Here is a 16,488-nt window from a genome sequence, read left to right as displayed (position 1 = left end):
GCGGCGGCCCGTCCGGGCGCCCCCCCCGCCCAGGCCCCCGCCCCCAGGGGCGCTGGGGGGGGGGCGGGCCCGCGAGACACCAGGGGGCCGCGAACCCGCCGTGCCGCAGGCGCGGCCAAAGACAGAGCCCACGGCGCGCCGCAGGCGTGCCAAATTCAACACAGGTACCGTACGGCCGTGACTTCTGTGGAACCCCCCGAGCACGTGCGCGCCACGTTCGGACTGCGCGAAGTGACCCCGGTTTCGCTGGGAGACTGGGATGGCGGCTGGCGGCTCGGCGACGTGGTGCTGAGCCCGATCGCCGATCACGCCAGGGCGGCGTGGTCGGCGAAGGTCCGTGAAACCCTGAAGGTGGACGGTCTACGCCTGGCTCGCCCCGTGCGCGCCACCGACGGCCGCTACGTGGTATCCGGTTGGCGCGCGGATACCTATCTGGAGGGTGTGCCCGAGCCACGCTATGACGAGGTCGTCTCGGTATCGCTGCGGCTACACAAGGCCACGGCGCAGTTGGAACGACCACGGTTCTTGGTCCAGCCGCCGGTCGCACCCTGGGTCGATGTCGATGTTTTCGTCGCCGCCGATCGTGCCGCTTGGGAGGCGGTGCCGCTGCGAAGCCTGCGCGCCGGTGGCATCACTCCGGCAACTTCTCCCGACGGCCTGCGCAGCATGGAACTGATCGGCCAACTGGCTACCCTGCGCAAGCCGGTCCAAACCCCTGCGCAATTGGTGCACGGAGACCTGTTCGGCACGGTACTTTTCGCCGGAGTCTTCACCCCCGGCCTCACCGACATCACCCCGTACTGGCGCCCGGCAGCCTGGGCTGCCGGTGTCATTGTCATCGACGCACTCGCCTGGGGCGGCGCCGACGACGGCCTTCTCGACCGCTGGTCCGATTTACCCGAGTGGCCGCAGATGTTGTTGCGCGCGGTCATGTTTCGGCTTGCTGTACATGCGCTGCACCCGCGCTCGACCCCCGAAGCGTTTCCGGGGTTGGCGCGGACTGCGGATATGGTTCGTCTGATGCTCTGAGTTTCGTCTCAACCGCGCGACCGCCCTGTTACTCGATCTGCGTCGTGTGCCGCATCGGCTGCTTTATGCTCGGACGACCGCCATCAGGTGGCGATTGCTTTACCTGCTTTGCGGGCTATCGGATGCTGTGTGGTTGCCCGTGCTCGGACGGCTTTGCGACCGATTCAGGTGATGCCGGAATGGAACCGGATCGGACTCTCGTGGAGCCAGCGTAAGCGTTGTGCCCGTGCTAATTTGACGTTCGTGGACGCGGTGAGGAGCGGCGCGCCTGCGACTTGGGGTGAGGACGGCGGCAGGTGAGAATCCAACCGAGACAACAGATTCTGGATGTGTGGCGCGCCATGCTCGCCGCGTGCTGGGATGGTGAGGAGTGGCGCTGGGGCGGTCGGATGGAGGCCAACTCTATCAGCGATTCCGAACAGTTGCTCTGCCTGCTGTATCCGGCTACCGAGATAGATATCTTCGCACTGGACAATCCGGATCGCATGGAGGACGACGTCAGTTCTGTCCTCGAACCGCTCGGTGGTCCGAAGCAGATCGGCAGCTTCGTTGTGTGGCTGCTCGAGCGTTATATCGAGCAGAACACCCGTGACGACGGGCAGCCGAATTTCTCCGCGGGCAGTTATTTGCGCTCCGCCGATGAGCGCGAACCCAATGCGGCACAGCGCGGCATCGAGGTCGTCGACTCGTATTCGATGTCGCTGACTGTCTGTATGGCGGGCTTGCGCTTCCTGCGCGCCTTCCGCGGTTGGGCGCGACCCGGGGAGCTGACAGAGCGGATCGATTATCTCTCCGGTCAGCTCAGTGCGCGGCTCACCGCGGCGATGACCGGACTGGTCCGCAGCTTCGTCGTCAATACCGTTAAGCCGAAATCGCGTGAGGGACAGGCGATTCTGGGAATGCTGAACCAGACCGGCGAACCCGAGCAGGCCATGGTCGACGGTGTGCGGCGCAGTCTGGAACGGGTGCGGGCGCGGTTGCGCAGCGATGTCACCCTGGGCCAGGAGAAATCGGTCAAGGAGCTCGAGGACGAGAATCTGCTGTTCGAATGCGGGTGGAGTTGGGGGATTGCCAGCGACGCTACCGAGGTCGACTTCGTCGAGGCGCAGATCGCGAGTGAGAAGGGGATCGCCGATCCGCGCCCGTACCTCTATTTCACGGTCGTCGCACTGGACGGCATCAACGACCTGGTCTCCCCGCGCACCGGTGAGCTCGGTCTGCTCGACGAGAAACAGCATCGGCTGGCCCAGGCCTTGCGCACCCGATGGGAGCTGACCCAGCGCTATTGGTCGACGGTCGCGCGCTTCGGCTCCGGCAGTTGGCCACTGGAGGATATTCCGTGGCGTACCTCCGACGACGAGCAGTCGGACTACTTCAGTCTCATCGTCTCTGCGGTACTGATCCAGGATCTGGTCGCGCGCACCGCATCCGATGACGACTTGACAAGGGCCGTGGCCATTTTCGACGAATTGGCCGGCCGGGGCAGGATCATTCGCCGGACCATGCGCGAGGACCCCGCGGTCGCGCTGCACACTCCGGGCGTGCGACTGACCCTGCGGGGCAGTGAGGGCATCGATGACGGACCGACGCTGCAGTGGGAGGTTTCGGACTTCTCGGCGGTGCTGCTCAAGCGAATGCTGCAGGCGGCCAGGCTGTCCAACAATGTCGCGGCCCGTGACAAGCTGATGGAATTGGCCAGATCGGTGATGGAGCATCTGGATCGGCGCATGCTACGGGCCGGAGCGCCCGGACTATGGGACGATCCGGCGGGCGCGTTCGGCGAGAACGGTGATGCCGAGGTCACAAAGCCGTCGTGGTACATGACCGAACGAGTCATCGAATGCCTGGTGGCCGCGGACCGGACCTATCGTGAACCGCCGCCCAACTGGCCGGATCTGCAGGACGTCGCACGGGTCATGCTGAATACCGCCGAGCATCGGTTCGATCAGGAAATGCTCGGTGTGAGCATCGATGACACCTCGGGAAATCGGGCCGCGCTCGATCGCGTGGAGGACCATATCGACCAGGCGAGGCGCTTGGTGCGCGAGGATTCCGCGACCACCTTTGTGCACGCCCTCGACGCCCTGCGGGAACTGGACCGACTGGCCGCCGCCCGCCGCGATGCGACAAGGAACCCCTAGCGCATGATCGTGTTCGCGACCTCCGACAAGGGCGGCACCGGCCGCTCGGTGACCAGCTGCAATCTCGCGTATCGGATGTGTGTGCGGGGTAAGCGGGTCGCCTATCTGGATTTCGATTTCGGTTCCCCGACCGCGGGTGCGCTTTTCGAGATCAGTGGTGCGGAGCGCGGCATCTCCAGCGGCGACGGGCTGCATTCCTATTTGCTCGGTAGGGCAGGTGTCGCGACGCGAATCGATGTGCGCGACAACACCGATCGACGCGAACTACGTAAGATGCGCACGCGCACCGGCAAACTGTTCCTGTTGCCCGGCGATGCCGGTGGCGCGGAATTCACCAAAATCGAGGACCGCACCCTCGACAACTGTGCCAAGCTGCTGCTCGAGCTCGATCAGGACTTCGACGTCTGCATTGTCGATCTCAGCGCGGGGCGCTCGGTGGCGATGGAAATCGCGCTCAAGGCAACGGCCTTGCCGCAGCTGGCTGCGCGAACGGTGCGCTGGTTGGTATTTCATCGTTGGACCCGTCAGCACATCATCGCCGCACACGGTCTGGTACGCGGCCGGTACGGACTGCTCGATTGCGGCGCGGGCGCGGGCCACGATCCCGAGATACTGCTGGACAACATCCGGTACGTGCGCACCGCGGTGCCGCAATTGAACGAGGCGACCGAATCCCCTGGGCCGCAGGCGGCCTGGTTGCATCAACAGGACTCCATGTTGAAACGGCTGGCATCGACGAACAAGGTCGGTGCGAGCGCGATGCTCGGCGAGACCCCGGTCGAGCCGGTATTGCAATGGCGCGAACAGCTGATTCTGGATATCGACGTGCAGAAGGAAATTGCCAACAAGGCAACCGTCGAGGCCTTCGACACGCTCGCCGATCGCGTGCTCGATCCAGCCACCTGGCGCCGAATCTGAATCGACCGAACTCGAGAACACCATCGGAGGAAAGGGATTTCGAGCACATGGAGCATGCCGCAGGCTACAGCGAGGCCACCGAGCACCCGCGCGTCGCCAAGGTGCCGCTTTCCCATGTGTCGATCGAGGTCGGACACTTCTATATGCACGATCTGGCCAATGGTGAGGAGAAGATTCGCGCGCAGTTTCGTCGGATAGTGCCGCTCGTTACGGCATTCACCGAGGCCACGAAAATCGAATTCGGGCCACGTGCCCGGGTGAGCACCTGCTTTCTGGTCGACGACTATTTCCGATCCGATACCAATCCCGGGGAAATCCTCGACAAATTGCTGCGCAATGCCGACGAATGTGGTTTGACCATCGACTATTTGGCGCGCGAGGCGGGCTGCTGGGAGGTGCCGGCCGCCGAATACGGCGCGGTGAGCGCGCCGCGTATCGAACTGGCCGAGTTGGTCCGGGCCCGTATCGTGGCCGAACCGCCCGAGGGTGCGAACGGCCGCAGGCCACCCACCGCGGAATCCGGCTGGCTGTGCAATGGGCGACGCGCATCCGATGATCCCTCGGAGCAGGCCATGCACGACGAACCGTACGAACCGGCCGAGGAGTTCGGGCGGCGCGAGCATTCGATTTTTCTCGATGTCGAAATGTGGAGTAAGCAGTCCCGAAAGGTGAACGGACGCAAGGAAGTCTTCACCAAATGGTCCTGCCCGTATCTGGCCGCCATCTGGCAGTTGCTGCGAATGGGCATGCTGCGTTTCGACGGTATGCCGGTGGTCGAGCCGCAGTTGTGGGAGCCGGATATGCCATGGCCCGGCAGTTGGTGGGAGATGCCCGCGGTGGTCCAGCTGAATCCGCGGGCCAAACCATTTGCCGCATATCGGTCACTTTCGCTGCTGCCGCAGCGATATCTGGGTATCGAGCACGCGGTGCGGGTAATACTCGATCACATCCAACTCGACGACGAAGTGGTCGATCAGATCGTCGCCAGGGGCCATGAGGAGGGAATCGACGTATCGCGCAAGGTGACCGAACGCCTCACCCACTTCCTGCTGGACGGATCCTGACGTGAACGAACCGAACGATGCGGCCGCGCGCCGCATGCGCGCGGCCCGCTCGACGCCGCACCTGCGGCAGCTGCGCCGCGGCCGAGCCGTGCGCCTGCTGGTGCGTGCCGGTGCGGCACAGGCCAGGACTCCCGTCGGCCCGCTCATCGTGTTCGGTGAGGTGGACACCTGCCTGCTGCCCGCGGCGACGCCGCTGTCGCGCGGTGATCTCGAGGAACTGCTCGAATTGGTGCCGGGCCGTCCGATGCTGTGGCGGGAGCGGCCGATGTCGCTCGCGGTTTCGCCCACCACCGCCGAGGGGGTGGATTGCCGGTTGGCGGCGCCGTCGCATACCGATGTGCGGGCGATCGGCACGGTGGCGACGCATGCGGTTGTGGTCGGTGGGCGAGTATTGCAGAGTTCGGCACGGACCAGGGTCGTTCGAGCCGCGGGCGATCAGCGCCGGACGTGGTCGCACTATTTGAGCCAGGTCGGCGTATCCGAGGTGATCACCAAGGTCACTCCGGAAACCGGCGCCCGGCTGGCGGAAGGCTTCCTGGCCGCGGGGCCGCCGCCGGGGGGCACCCTCGATCTCGCGTCGATCGCCAATCGGCTGCTCGGCCGCATCCGGATGGATCATCGCCTGGACCAGAACACGCCGGTGCAATCGGGGGCGACCAGGTTGCGCTGGGCGGCGCGGATCGGCGATCCGGCGCAGCCGGTGGTGTGGTTCCGGTTGCAGAACGATACGGTGCGCACCGCGCTGATCACCGTGCGCACCGAGGCGGAACTGGCCGACGTGCAGCGGTTCTGTGAGGATCTCGCGGTGCACGATTGGCTGCTGTCGGTCACCGCCGCGGCGCTGGAGCAGTCCGATCTGTTCGCACCGGGCAGTCCGGAGTCGGTGGCGGTGCTGGCCCCGGTGCTGCACCACCTGGCACATCTGTGGGTCCCCGGCGTGCATACACCACCGGCGCTGCGTGGACTGTGGACGCAGCTGAACACCGATCCGGATTTCACCGCGGGACGGCGGGCCTTGATCGATCAGCTGCACAATCGGGTGCTGGTGGCGACACTGGATGCGGTGCGCCACACCAGGATCGGCACCGAGGACTACAGCGCGGACTAGCCGCCGCGGCGGCATCAGATCCGGAACCATCGCCGGACCAGCAGCGCGAAGAACAGCGAGTTGAGCACGAGTCCGGCGTAGGCCTCGATGACCAGGAGTGTCCGTCCGGCGCCCCTGATGTCCTCGAGATCGCCGAGACCGAGTGGATTCAGGTAGTTGATCAGGCACATGTGCAGCGCGGTCGGGATGGGCTGGCCGTCGGTGGTCCACAGTACGAAGGTGCCGATGAGTAGCACGGCGGCGATCCAGCCGAGCAGCCGGAACGGCCGAAAGCCATAGCCGCACAGCACTTCCAGGGTCCAATGCGGGATCCGCTTCCAGACCGGGTCGACGGCGCGGCAGCGCGCCTGCGCCAAGGCGTGCCCGCAGCGGTCCTGCGCGTCGAAGTCCTCCTCGACCCGGTGCAGTCCAACCCCGCGTTTGAAGGCCAGTACGGCATGTTGGGGCAGGTCGGCGCCGACCAGCGCGCGGCCGAGATGCTCATAGATCTCGGCGATCCGGATGTTCTGGGTGCGACTCAGCCGTCGTGGTCCGCGGAATTCGACCTCGGCTGCGAGCAGCGCCGTCAGGGCGCGCAGCGCTCCGTCGCCGTCCGCGGCGGGTTCCTGCGCCGCCGCGTAGATATGGGAGAAGACCAGGCTGTCACCGGGCTGAGAGATCTTCACCGGGTCGTAGTCGAGCTCCAATGTCTCGACGTGGGTGTTGAAGGAGTCGAGGAGCCGCTGTTCGGATCCGGCTCCGGCCTGTTGGAAGTATTCGGCGATCTCACCGGCGTACCGGTCGGCGTGTCGATCGATCAGCATGGTCATCGAATTGACCGCAGCTGGTAGTTGGGATAGGCCCGCGTATTCGGTCATCGTGTATTCCCCCGGGAGCAGCCGTCGCCTTCGACGTGATATCCACCATACCAACGTGATTCGACTATCAATCTGGTGCGCGACCCCCCTTGAGCCACCGCTTGTCGTTCGGTCCGGGGAATTGCGAGGTGGTCGGCCAATGATCGATGCGGTGCACCAGCACATCTCGCGGTTCGTTCGCGCCGAAATAGCGCTGTTCATGTCCGGCCCAACGGAATCCGGCGTTCTTGTACAGCTTGACTGTGCGCTGGTCGGTAGGTCGCACCGTGAGGTACACCGAATCCGCCTGTGCGGTGCGGCAACTCGTCACCGCCCGATCCAGCAGCGCGCGGCCGAGGCCGCGGTTGCGGTAGTTCGGTGCGACCGCGAGACCCATTACCCAGCCGCGTCGGCGGGTGCCGACGCCGACGAGTGCGTAGCCGCGCACTCTGCCGCCGATTTCGGCCACCACCCAATCGGGTCCGTGCAGGTCGAACAGTTGCCGCAGCGTCACATATGGGTAGCACAGATCGCCGAAGTGCTCCCGCTCCAGCGCGGCGATATCGTCGAGATCGGCCAATCGCGCGGTCCGGAACACCGGTTCCCCCGCCCCCTCGGATTTGTCCAATGCTCACTCTCCCGGTGTGAGTCTGCTTTCCAGCGTAAAGTGCTGGCGCAGTTGACGGACCGAGACCGCCAAATGCGATCCCTACTCAGTCGCGGGTGGTGATGCGGATGTGTGCCATCTCGCCGGAGCCCCCTCGTGCTGCCTACTGACTTGGCGTGATATCCACCATAGCAATGTGATTCGACACCGACGGCCGAATGCCGCGCTGGGGACCTCTTCCAGCGCGGCATTCGGGTCTTGCGGGTGATGTGGTTATACGTTCGCGTAGGCCAGGGAGGGTACGCGGGTCATGGCGAATGAGGAGCGCAGGTAGAAGAACCAGGTGACCGCGGCCATGACCAGGAAGGCGCCGGCGTAGGCCCAGAAGGCCGGGTTCATGCTGTGGAAGTTGATGTTGGACAGGCGAAGTGCCTGCTGGAGCAGGTAGCCGCCGGACGCGCCGATCGCGCCGATGACACCGATCGCGGCACCGGCCTGACGCTTGGCCGAAGCCGTGGCGTCGGTGAGATCGAGTCCGTGTTCGGAGGCGTACTTCTTGGCCTCGGCGCTGAAGATGGACGGGATCATCCGGTAGGTCGAGCCGTTGCCGATACCGGTCAGCACGAACAGCAGCAGGAAGGCGATCAGGTAGAGCGGGAAGCTCTTGGCCTGCAATCCGGCCATGATCAGCACGCACGCTACCGCCATGCCACCGAAGACATAAATGGTCATCTTGGCGCCGCCGACCTTATCGGATATCCAGCCGCCGAACGGACGGCTGAACGAGCCGACCAGCGCGCCGAGGAAGGCGAGGTTACCGAGAGTGGTGATCCAGCCGATCTTGGCGAGATCCGGGAAGTTGGCCTTGATCAGCGTCGGGAACGCGAAGGAGAAGCCGATGAACGAACCGAAGGTGCCGACGTAGAGGAACGACATCACCCAGGTGTGCTTATTGGTCAGCGCCAGTTTGTAGGATTTGCCGTCGGCCTTGGCGGTGCTGATGGCGTCCATATACCGCAGCGCACCGAACATGGCGATCAGGATGAATGGCACCCAGACCAGCACCGATAGCGTTATACCGAAGCGGTAGCCCGCCGCATCCTTGGCCATGATGTGCGTGCCGAGGGTGATCAGCAGTGGCAGCACCAACTGGGTCTGCGCCACACCGAGATTGCCGCCCGCGGCGTTGATACCGAGGGCCGCCCCCTTCTTCCCTTCCGGGAAGAAGAACGAGATATTTGCCATCGACGAGGAGAAATTGCCGCCGCCGAAGCCGGCCAGCGCGGCCAGGATCATGAACACCCACATGGGGGTGCCGGGGTGGTTGACGAAGTAGGCCAGGCCCAGCGTCGGGATGAGCAGCATGGCCGCACTGAACGCCGTGAATGCGCGTCCGCCGAACTTCGGAATGGCGAAGGTGTACGGAATGCGCAGTGCCGCACCGACAAGCGTCGGGGTCGAGGTCAGCAGCAGGGCATTGCTCACCGCGGTCGGATTGCCCTTGCCGAGCCCGGCCAGGAAGTCGAAGCCCGCCAGACCCATGCTGGTCACCACGGTGCCCCAGATGACCCAGATGCTGAAGCCGAGATTCTCGGCGAAGACGGAGAAGATCAGGTTTTTGCGGGCGGTGAGTTTGCCGCCCGATTCCCAGAATTCGGTGTTGTCCGGCTCCCAGTGATCCAGCCAGCGGCCCCTTTTCTGGTGCGTAAATGCTGGGGTTTCCGACTGCTGGCCGGTGGCAGCTACTGCGGCAGTCATCGGCTTCCTCTCGATCTGGCTCGGTGGGTTCGCCGAGCTGCGGTCGAGACAAAGGTATGAGCTGGTTGTTGCGTGTGAATGGCCCCGAGTGACGTTCCAGGCAAATCCGACTCACATGGTGGCGAGCCGCTCGGTGACCTATTGGTTACCTCGTCGGACGCAAACGTTCTCGGTCGGTTGACCAGAAGTCTAGCGGTCCGGGTATTCGGCGATCAGCGAGGCGAGGAAGCATTGTGCGGCCTGCGCCGCTCGGTCCGGATCGCCATCGATAACGGCCTGCACCAATTCATTGTGCTCGGCGTCGTAGGCATCGTCGGATTTCGCGGACCGTGCCCGGATCACCTGTTCGATAATCGGCAGCAGCGAATCGTAGAACTCGAGATATACCGCGTTGTGGCTGGCGACGACGATCGCGCGGTGCAGTTCCACATCGGCTTCGATGGCCGCGAGATTCTGTTCGTCCCAGTGCTGTTGGCTACGTTCCTCCAGCAGCCGCCGCAGATTCGCGATATCGGTCTCGTCGCGTCGACGCGCGGCCAGTGCCGCGGCATTGGTGTCCAGGGCCATGCGCAGCTCCAGCACATCGCGTTCCTCCGCATCGGCGAAGTACTTCGCGAGGGTGCCGCCGACTTCCGAGGCCGCTATGACATAGGTGCCCGAGCCTTGGCGACGCTCTAGCATCCCGGAGTGGACGAGAGCCTGCACGGCCTCGCGTACCGTATTTCGCCCGGTTCCGGTGAGCTCGGTGAGCTCCGGTTCGGTAGGGATTCGGGAGCCGATAGACCAACGGCCGGAACGGATTTCGGCACGCAGCTGCTCGGTTACCTGGGCAATGAGGCTGGTCCGCCGGACGGGTTGCACGGCATCAGAGTACCGCCCGTCACAAATCCTTGCCTCCTATCATGGGGTCATCCTATGATTTCGCGGTGACTGCAGCTCTCCCGGAAACCACGACTGGCCCGGAATACGTCCGGGTCGAGCGGCGCAAACGCGCACTGACGGAAGGGCGACTGCTCGTCCTCGCCGCCATTGTGATGTCCGCGCTCACCCTCCGGGTCGCCGTCACCGCGTTCTCGCCGCTGGCCGAGCGCATCGGCGCCGATATCGGTTACTCGACGGCCGTCGTCGGTGTCTTCGGCATGATCCCGACGCTGATGTTCGCGGTTTCCGGTCTGCTCACCCCGCTTTTCGTGCGCCGAATCGGGCTGGAGCGCACCGCACTCGTCGCGATGCTGATGGCCGGACTCGGCATGCTGATCCGGGCGGTGGTCGGCGGTACGGCCGAACTGCTGATCTTCTCCGCGCTGGCCCTCGGCGGTATGGGCATCGGAAATGTGGTGATCCCGCCGCTGGTCAAGCGCTATTTCCCGGACCGGCTCGCGGTGGTCAGCTCGCTGTACATCACCATGGTCCAGCTCGGCACCGTGGTGCCCGCGCTGATCGCGGTGCCGGTTGCCGAGGCGCACGGCTGGCGGATCTCGTTGGGGCTGTGGGCGATTCTCGGCTTCGCGGCCGCGCTGCCGTGGCTCGGTGTGCTGCGCGATCGCCGCGGCCACGATCGCGGCGACAGCACCGCGCTGCCGCCGCGGACCAAGGAGCCCAAGGGTGAGGTGTGGCGTTCGCCGGTGGCCTGGGGCATGGCGGGCATGTTCGGCATGACCTCGCTGACCACTTACGCCATGTTCACCTGGCTGCCCAAGATCCTGTCCGAGGCGGGTGCGAGTGCCGCATTCGGCGGGACCATGGTCGGCGTGTTCGCGCTGGTCGGTCTGGTGTCGGCGTTCACCGCTCCGACGGTGGTGGCGCGGTTCCGCAATCCGTTCCCGTTCGTAGTGGGTTGTGCCGTCTTCTTTTTCACCGCGTTCGCCGGTCTGCTGATCGCGCCGATGAGTATGCCGCTGCTGTGGGTCGTGCTGTTGGGCCTCGGCCCGAGCACCTTTCCGATGGCGCTGACACTGATCAATATGCGCACCAGGACCCCGCAGGGTTCGGCCGCGCTGTCGGGCTTCACCCAGGGCGTCGGATATGCGGTGGCCTGCGTCGGTCCGGTGCTGTTCGGCATGTTGCACAGCGCGACCGAGGGCTGGGCCGCGCCCTTCGCGATGCTCGTCGTCGCGGTACTGGTGCTCCTCACCGGCGCATGGCAGGCATGCAAGCCGCGCATGCTCGAAGACACCTGGAATTGAATAGTCCGCCTTCTCACAGCTCGAGTTGCGAGGCTGTGCGGAGGCGGCCATGCTGTGTGCGACAGAGCACACCGTGACGGGTGCGCGTCACCACCTCACCGGCTATTACTTCGAAGATCGGCTGTTTGTGACGTGCGGAAACCGGTGTGTCACCTGCCCGAAACATTTCGTTGAAACTCACCCTGCTTTCCCGGGAATCGTGAGCAACCGTTGATTTGACGGTCATTTGGGGCAGCATTTCGGCAATACCGGTTTCCTACCGTGGGGCTAACCGATTTTGGGAGGCCCCTGTTGAGCACGCTGACGCGTAACCACAACATCGAGCATTGGGATGCCGAGGATGTCGCGGCCTGGGAGGCCGGTGGCAAAGACATTGCCAAGCGCAATCTGATCTGGTCGGTCTTCGCCGAGCATGTCGGGTTCTCGGTGTGGTCCATCTGGTCGGTCATGGTGCTGTTCATGCCCACCGATAAGTTCGGCATCGATCCGGCGGGCAAGTTCTTCCTGGTCGCCATGCCGACGCTGGTCGGTGCGTTTCTGCGCATTCCCTACACCGTGGCCACGGCGCGCTTCGGCGGTCGCAACTGGACCATTTTCAGTGCGACGCTGCTGCTCATTCCGACGCTGCTCACGCTGTACTTCATCAATCAGCCGGGTACCTCGTACACGACCTTCCTGGTGGTGGCTGGATTCGCCGGATTCGGTGGCGGCAACTTCGCCTCCTCGATGACCAATATCAATGCCTTCTACCCGCAGCGGCTGAAGGGTTGGGCGCTCGGCCTGAACGCAGGCGGCGGAAATATCGGCGTGCCCGTCATCCAGCTGGTCGGCCTGCTGGTCATCGCCACCCTCGGCAATGGCTACGCCTCACTGATCTGCGCGATCTACCTCGTGCTCGTTGCGCTGGCCGGTGTCGGCGCCGCGCTGTTCATGGACAACCTGAAGAACCAGAAGGCCGATCTCTCCTACATGATCACGGCGCTCAAGGTGCCGCAGTCCTGGGCGATCGCCTTCCTCTACATCGGCACCTTCGGTTCGTTCATCGGCTACAGTTTCGCCTTCGGCCAGGTGCTGCAGATCAGCTTCAAGGCCGGTGGCGACACCGTCGCGCAGGCCGCACTGCATGCCGCGCAGATCGCCTTCATCGGCCCGCTGCTCGGTTCGCTGGCCCGGCCGTACGGCGGCAAGTTGGCCGACCGGATCGGCGGCAGCCGGGTGACCTTCTACACCTTCGCCGTGATGACCGCGGCCGCCGTGCTGGTCGGTGTGGCGAGTACCGCGGGTGACCGCAGCGGCGGTGTGCCGAGCGGCGCCGCGATGACGGCGCTGGTGGCCGGATTCATCGCGCTGTTCGTGGTGTCCGGTATCGGCAACGGCGCGGTCACCAAGATCATCCCGTCGGTCTTCGACGCCAAATCCAAGAGCCTGGACGCGAGTCCGACCGCCCAGGCCGCCTGGTCGCAGAACACCTCCGGTGCGCTCATCGGTTTCGTCGGCGCGATCGGTGCGCTCGGCGGCGTCGGGATCAACCTCGTCCTGCGCTCCTCCTACGCCTCGACCAAATCGGCGACCACCGCGTTCTGGGTCTTCATGGCCTTCTACGTGGCCTGCGCCGCGGTGACCTATCTGGTGTTCCTGCGCCGCCCACGCGGCGTCGTCGACTCCGAGGTCGTCGCGGAGGCCGAGGCGCTCGTCCTCGAAGCCGAGGCAGGCAGCCCGTCCCAGTCCACCAGCACGTCGGCCCGAGCCTGACGCCGAATCACCAACGGAGGACAGTCATGAACTCGACAGTCGACCCCACCCAGCGCAAGACCGTCGTGGTCGTCGGCCACGGCATGGTCGGGCACCGGTTCGTGGAGGCGCTGCGGTCCCGGGACGAGGCAGGCCAGTGGCAGGTCGTCATCCTCAGCGAAGAGCAGCTGCCCGCCTACGACCGCGTCGGACTCTCGTCGTACGTCGGCAGCTGGGATGCCGCCGCGCTGGCGCTGCCCGGTAACGAATACGCCGGTGACGAGCTGGTCGAGCTGCGCCTGGGCCAGACTGCGCAGTCCATCGACCGCGATGCGCGCAAGGTCACCACCTCGGCGGGCGACACCATCGCCTACGACGCACTTGTGCTGGCGACCGGTTCGTACCCGTTCGTGCCGCCGGTCCCGGGTCACGAGCTGCCGGAGTGCTTCGTCTACCGCACCATCGATGACCTCGACGGCATCCGCGCAGCCGCCGCGGCGGCCGGACCCGGTGCGGCCGGTGTCGTCGTCGGTGGTGGCCTGCTGGGTCTGGAAGCGGCCAACGCGCTGCGCCTGCTCGGCATGACGCCGCATGTGGTGGAGTTCAATCCCCGCCTGATGCCCGCCCAGGTCGACGAGGGTGGTGGCGCCATCCTGGAGAAGCTGGTCACCGATCTCGGACTGCAGGTGCACACCGGTGTCGGCACCTCGTCGATCGAAACCGTGGCGGATGCGGAATCGGCTGAGCGCCTGAAGGTTACGCTCTCCGACGACACGGTGATCGACGCCGGACTTGTGGTCTTCTCCGCTGGTGTCCGACCGCGCGACCAGATCGCCCGCGACAGCGGCATCGAGGTCGGCCCGCGCGGTGGCATCATCACCGACCTCGGTCTGCAGACCTCCGATCCGAATATCTACGCGATCGGCGAATGTGCCGCGGTAGAAGGTGTTTGCTACGGCCTGGTCGCCCCCGGCTACACCACCGCCGAGATCGTCGCGGACCGATTGCTCGGCGGCGCAGGCGAATTCCCCGGCGCCGACATGTCGACCAAGCTCAAGCTGCTCGGTGTCGATGTGGCCAGCTTCGGTGATGCGCACGCCACCACCGAGGGCGCGCTATCGGTCGTACTGCACGACGCCGCCAAGGGTACCTACGCCAAACTCGTCGTCTCCGATGACGCGCAGATCCTGTTGGGCGGCATCCTGGTCGGCGATGCGACCGCGTACTCGGCACTGCGTCCGCTGGTCGGGCGCCCGCTGCCCGCAGAACCGGCCGCGCTGATTTCGCCGGCCGGCGCCGAACTCGGTGCCGACTCGCTGCCCGATGATGCCCAGATCTGCTCCTGCAACAATGTTTCCAAGGGGGCGATCTGCGGGGCCATCGACGAGGGCGCCTGCGATATCGCGGGTATCAAGAAGTGCACGACCGCCGGAACCTCTTGCGGCGGTTGCGTTCCGATGCTCAAGAAGCTGCTCGAGCAGTCCGGTGTCGAGATGTCCAAGGCGCTCTGCGAGCACTTTTCGCAGTCGCGGGCCGAGCTGTTCCAGATCGTCCAGGTCACCGGTATCCGCACCTTCTCCGCCCTGATCGCCAAGTACGGCACCGGCTCCGGCTGCGATATCTGCAAGCCGACGGTCGCCTCCATCCTGGCCTCCACCTCCAGCGAGCACATCCTCGACGGTGAACAGGCCGCGCTACAGGACACCAACGACCACTTCCTGGCGAATCTGCAGAAGAACGGCACCTACTCGGTGGTGCCGCGGATGCCCGGCGGTGAGGTCACCCCGGATCAGCTGATCACCATCGGTCAGATCGCCAAGGAATTCGACCTTTACGTCAAGGTCACCGGCGGTCAGCGCATCGACCTGTTCGGCGCCCGCGTCGAACAGCTGCCGCAGATCTGGCAGCGCCTCGTCGATGTCGGCATGGAATCCGGGCACGCGTACGGCAAGTCGCTGCGTACCGTGAAGAGCTGCGTCGGCTCCACCTGGTGCCGCTACGGTCAGCAGGATTCGGTCGGCATGGCCGTCTTACTGGAGAAGCGCTACCGGGGCCTGCGTTCGCCGCACAAGCTGAAGCTGGCCGTCTCCGGGTGCGCCCGGGAATGCGCCGAGGCGCGCGGTAAGGATGTCGGTGTGATCGCCACCGAGCAGGGCTGGAACCTGTACGTCGGCGGCAACGGCGGTCTGACCCCGAAGCATGCGGTGCTGCTCGCCGGTGAACTCGACGACGAGACGCTGATCAAGTACATCGATCGGTATCTGATGTTCTACATCCGCACCGCCGACCGGCTGCAGCGCACCGCGCCGTGGCAGGAGGCGCTGGAGGGTGGCATCGATTACCTCAAGCAGGTCGTGTGCGAGGACAGCCTCGGCATCGCCGAGGATCTGGAGGCCGCCATGGCCCAGCATGTCGCCGGTTACCGCGACGAATGGGCCGCGGTGCTCGAGGACGAGGAGAAACTTTCGCGTTTCGTGTCCTTCGTCAACGCCCCGGAAGAGGCCGATCCGACCATTTCGTTCGATGAGACCGGGGAGCGGAAGGTCCCTGTGTTGCTCGGCATGCCGGAAATCCCGGTTGCCACACGCGGGCAATAGCCGCTTAACCCCGAAGAAACAGGGCGCCTGTACCAATGAGTAAGGCGTTTGGAGGATGACACCGATGACCGTGATGGATACCCCCGGCATTGCCGCAACTACCACTGTGTTCACTCACCCCGTCGGCTCCGCCGACTTGCCATCCCCTTCGGGTTGGACGCAGGCGTGCCGACTCGACTACCTGATTCCCGGCCGCGGCGTCGCGGTGTTGCTGAAGGGGGGCCGCCAGGCCGCCCTGTTCCTGATGACCGACGGCACGCTCGCCGCCGTCGGCAATATCGATCCGATCGGCCGCGCGGCAGTGATGTCGCGCGGGATCGTCGGTGACCGCGGCGGTATTCCGGTCGTGGCCTCACCGCTGCTGAAGCAGGCGTTCTCGCTGCTGGACGGGCACTGCCTGGACGACAATTCGGCGACGCTGCCGGTATACGCGGTGCGTGTCGAGGACGGCATCGTTTCGGTTTCCAATGAGCCGGTCGATGCCGCTCTCGTCGCCGCGGACGGTGGATAAGC

Annotated in this window: 13 protein-coding genes; 9 read left to right on the top strand and 4 right to left on the bottom strand. The window is 65.1% G+C overall.

The window, feature by feature from the left end:
* Window positions 1–177: 177 nt before the first annotated feature.
* The 5 genes from ACIBI6_RS31775 to ACIBI6_RS31755 all read left to right on the top strand — a co-directional run bounded on the left by ACIBI6_RS31775 (window position 178) and on the right by ACIBI6_RS31755 (window position 6,260).
* Entirely contained in the window at window positions 178–1,029 is an 852-nt protein-coding gene (locus ACIBI6_RS31775; RefSeq protein WP_364356906.1) for a TIGR02569 family protein, read from the top strand.
* Window positions 1,030–1,325: 296 nt separating this feature from the next.
* A complete protein-coding gene (locus tag ACIBI6_RS31770) occupies window positions 1,326–3,170 on the top strand; it encodes an SCO2524 family protein (RefSeq protein ID WP_364356903.1) in 1,845 nt (614 codons plus the stop codon).
* Between the two features lie 3 nt (window positions 3,171–3,173).
* Entirely contained in the window at window positions 3,174–4,088 is a 915-nt protein-coding gene (locus ACIBI6_RS31765; protein WP_364356900.1) for an SCO2523 family variant P-loop protein, read from the top strand.
* Window positions 4,089–4,135: 47 nt separating this feature from the next.
* Window positions 4,136–5,152, top strand: a complete 1,017-nt coding sequence (locus ACIBI6_RS31760) for an SCO2522 family protein (RefSeq protein ID WP_364356897.1) — start codon at window positions 4,136–4,138, stop codon at window positions 5,150–5,152.
* Between the two features lies 1 nt (window position 5,153).
* The gene (locus tag ACIBI6_RS31755; protein WP_364356894.1) at window positions 5,154–6,260 is read left to right on the top strand and encodes an SCO2521 family protein; all 1,107 of its coding nucleotides are present in this window, start codon (window positions 5,154–5,156) and stop codon (window positions 6,258–6,260) included.
* A gap of 14 nt (window positions 6,261–6,274) precedes the next feature.
* Here ACIBI6_RS31755 and ACIBI6_RS31750 read toward each other — a convergent pair whose 3' ends face one another.
* From ACIBI6_RS31750 to ACIBI6_RS31735, 4 genes are all read right to left on the bottom strand, one after another.
* Complete coding sequence (locus ACIBI6_RS31750) at window positions 6,275–7,117, bottom strand: hypothetical protein (protein ID WP_364356891.1); 843 nt, start codon at window positions 7,115–7,117, stop codon at window positions 6,275–6,277.
* A 67-nt stretch (window positions 7,118–7,184) separates the two neighbouring features.
* Window positions 7,185–7,724: a GNAT family N-acetyltransferase gene (locus tag ACIBI6_RS31745; RefSeq protein ID WP_364356888.1), complete on the bottom strand. Its 540-nt coding sequence runs from the start codon at window positions 7,722–7,724 to the stop codon at window positions 7,185–7,187.
* Between the two features lie 252 nt (window positions 7,725–7,976).
* Window positions 7,977–9,461: a nitrate/nitrite transporter gene (locus ACIBI6_RS31740; RefSeq protein ID WP_364356885.1), complete on the bottom strand. Its 1,485-nt coding sequence runs from the start codon at window positions 9,459–9,461 to the stop codon at window positions 7,977–7,979.
* Window positions 9,462–9,650: 189 nt separating this feature from the next.
* Entirely contained in the window at window positions 9,651–10,322 is a 672-nt protein-coding gene (locus ACIBI6_RS31735) for an FCD domain-containing protein (RefSeq protein ID WP_364356882.1), read from the bottom strand.
* Between the two features lie 65 nt (window positions 10,323–10,387).
* On the opposite strand from ACIBI6_RS31735, the gene ACIBI6_RS31730 reads away from it, so the two are divergent.
* The 4 genes from ACIBI6_RS31730 (at window position 10,388) to nirD (ending at window position 16,486) form a co-directional block, all read left to right on the top strand.
* Window positions 10,388–11,647, top strand: a complete 1,260-nt coding sequence (locus ACIBI6_RS31730; protein ID WP_364356879.1) for an MFS transporter — start codon at window positions 10,388–10,390, stop codon at window positions 11,645–11,647.
* 288 nt (window positions 11,648–11,935) lie between these two features.
* Entirely contained in the window at window positions 11,936–13,399 is a 1,464-nt protein-coding gene (locus tag ACIBI6_RS31725) for a nitrate/nitrite transporter (RefSeq protein ID WP_364356918.1), read from the top strand.
* Between the two features lie 26 nt (window positions 13,400–13,425).
* Window positions 13,426–15,975: a nitrite reductase large subunit NirB gene (gene nirB, locus ACIBI6_RS31720; RefSeq protein WP_364356876.1), complete on the top strand. Its 2,550-nt coding sequence runs from the start codon at window positions 13,426–13,428 to the stop codon at window positions 15,973–15,975.
* A gap of 64 nt (window positions 15,976–16,039) precedes the next feature.
* Window positions 16,040–16,486, top strand: coding sequence for a nitrite reductase small subunit NirD (gene nirD / locus ACIBI6_RS31715; RefSeq protein WP_364356873.1), 447 nt, complete (start codon window positions 16,040–16,042; stop codon window positions 16,484–16,486).
* Window positions 16,487–16,488: the final 2 nt, after the last annotated feature.

The sequence above is a fragment of the Nocardia sp. NPDC050412 genome, from assembly GCF_044458825.1.
Taxonomy (GTDB): domain Bacteria; phylum Actinomycetota; class Actinomycetes; order Mycobacteriales; family Mycobacteriaceae; genus Nocardia.
This window is presented reverse-complemented; position numbering and strand designations above follow the sequence as displayed.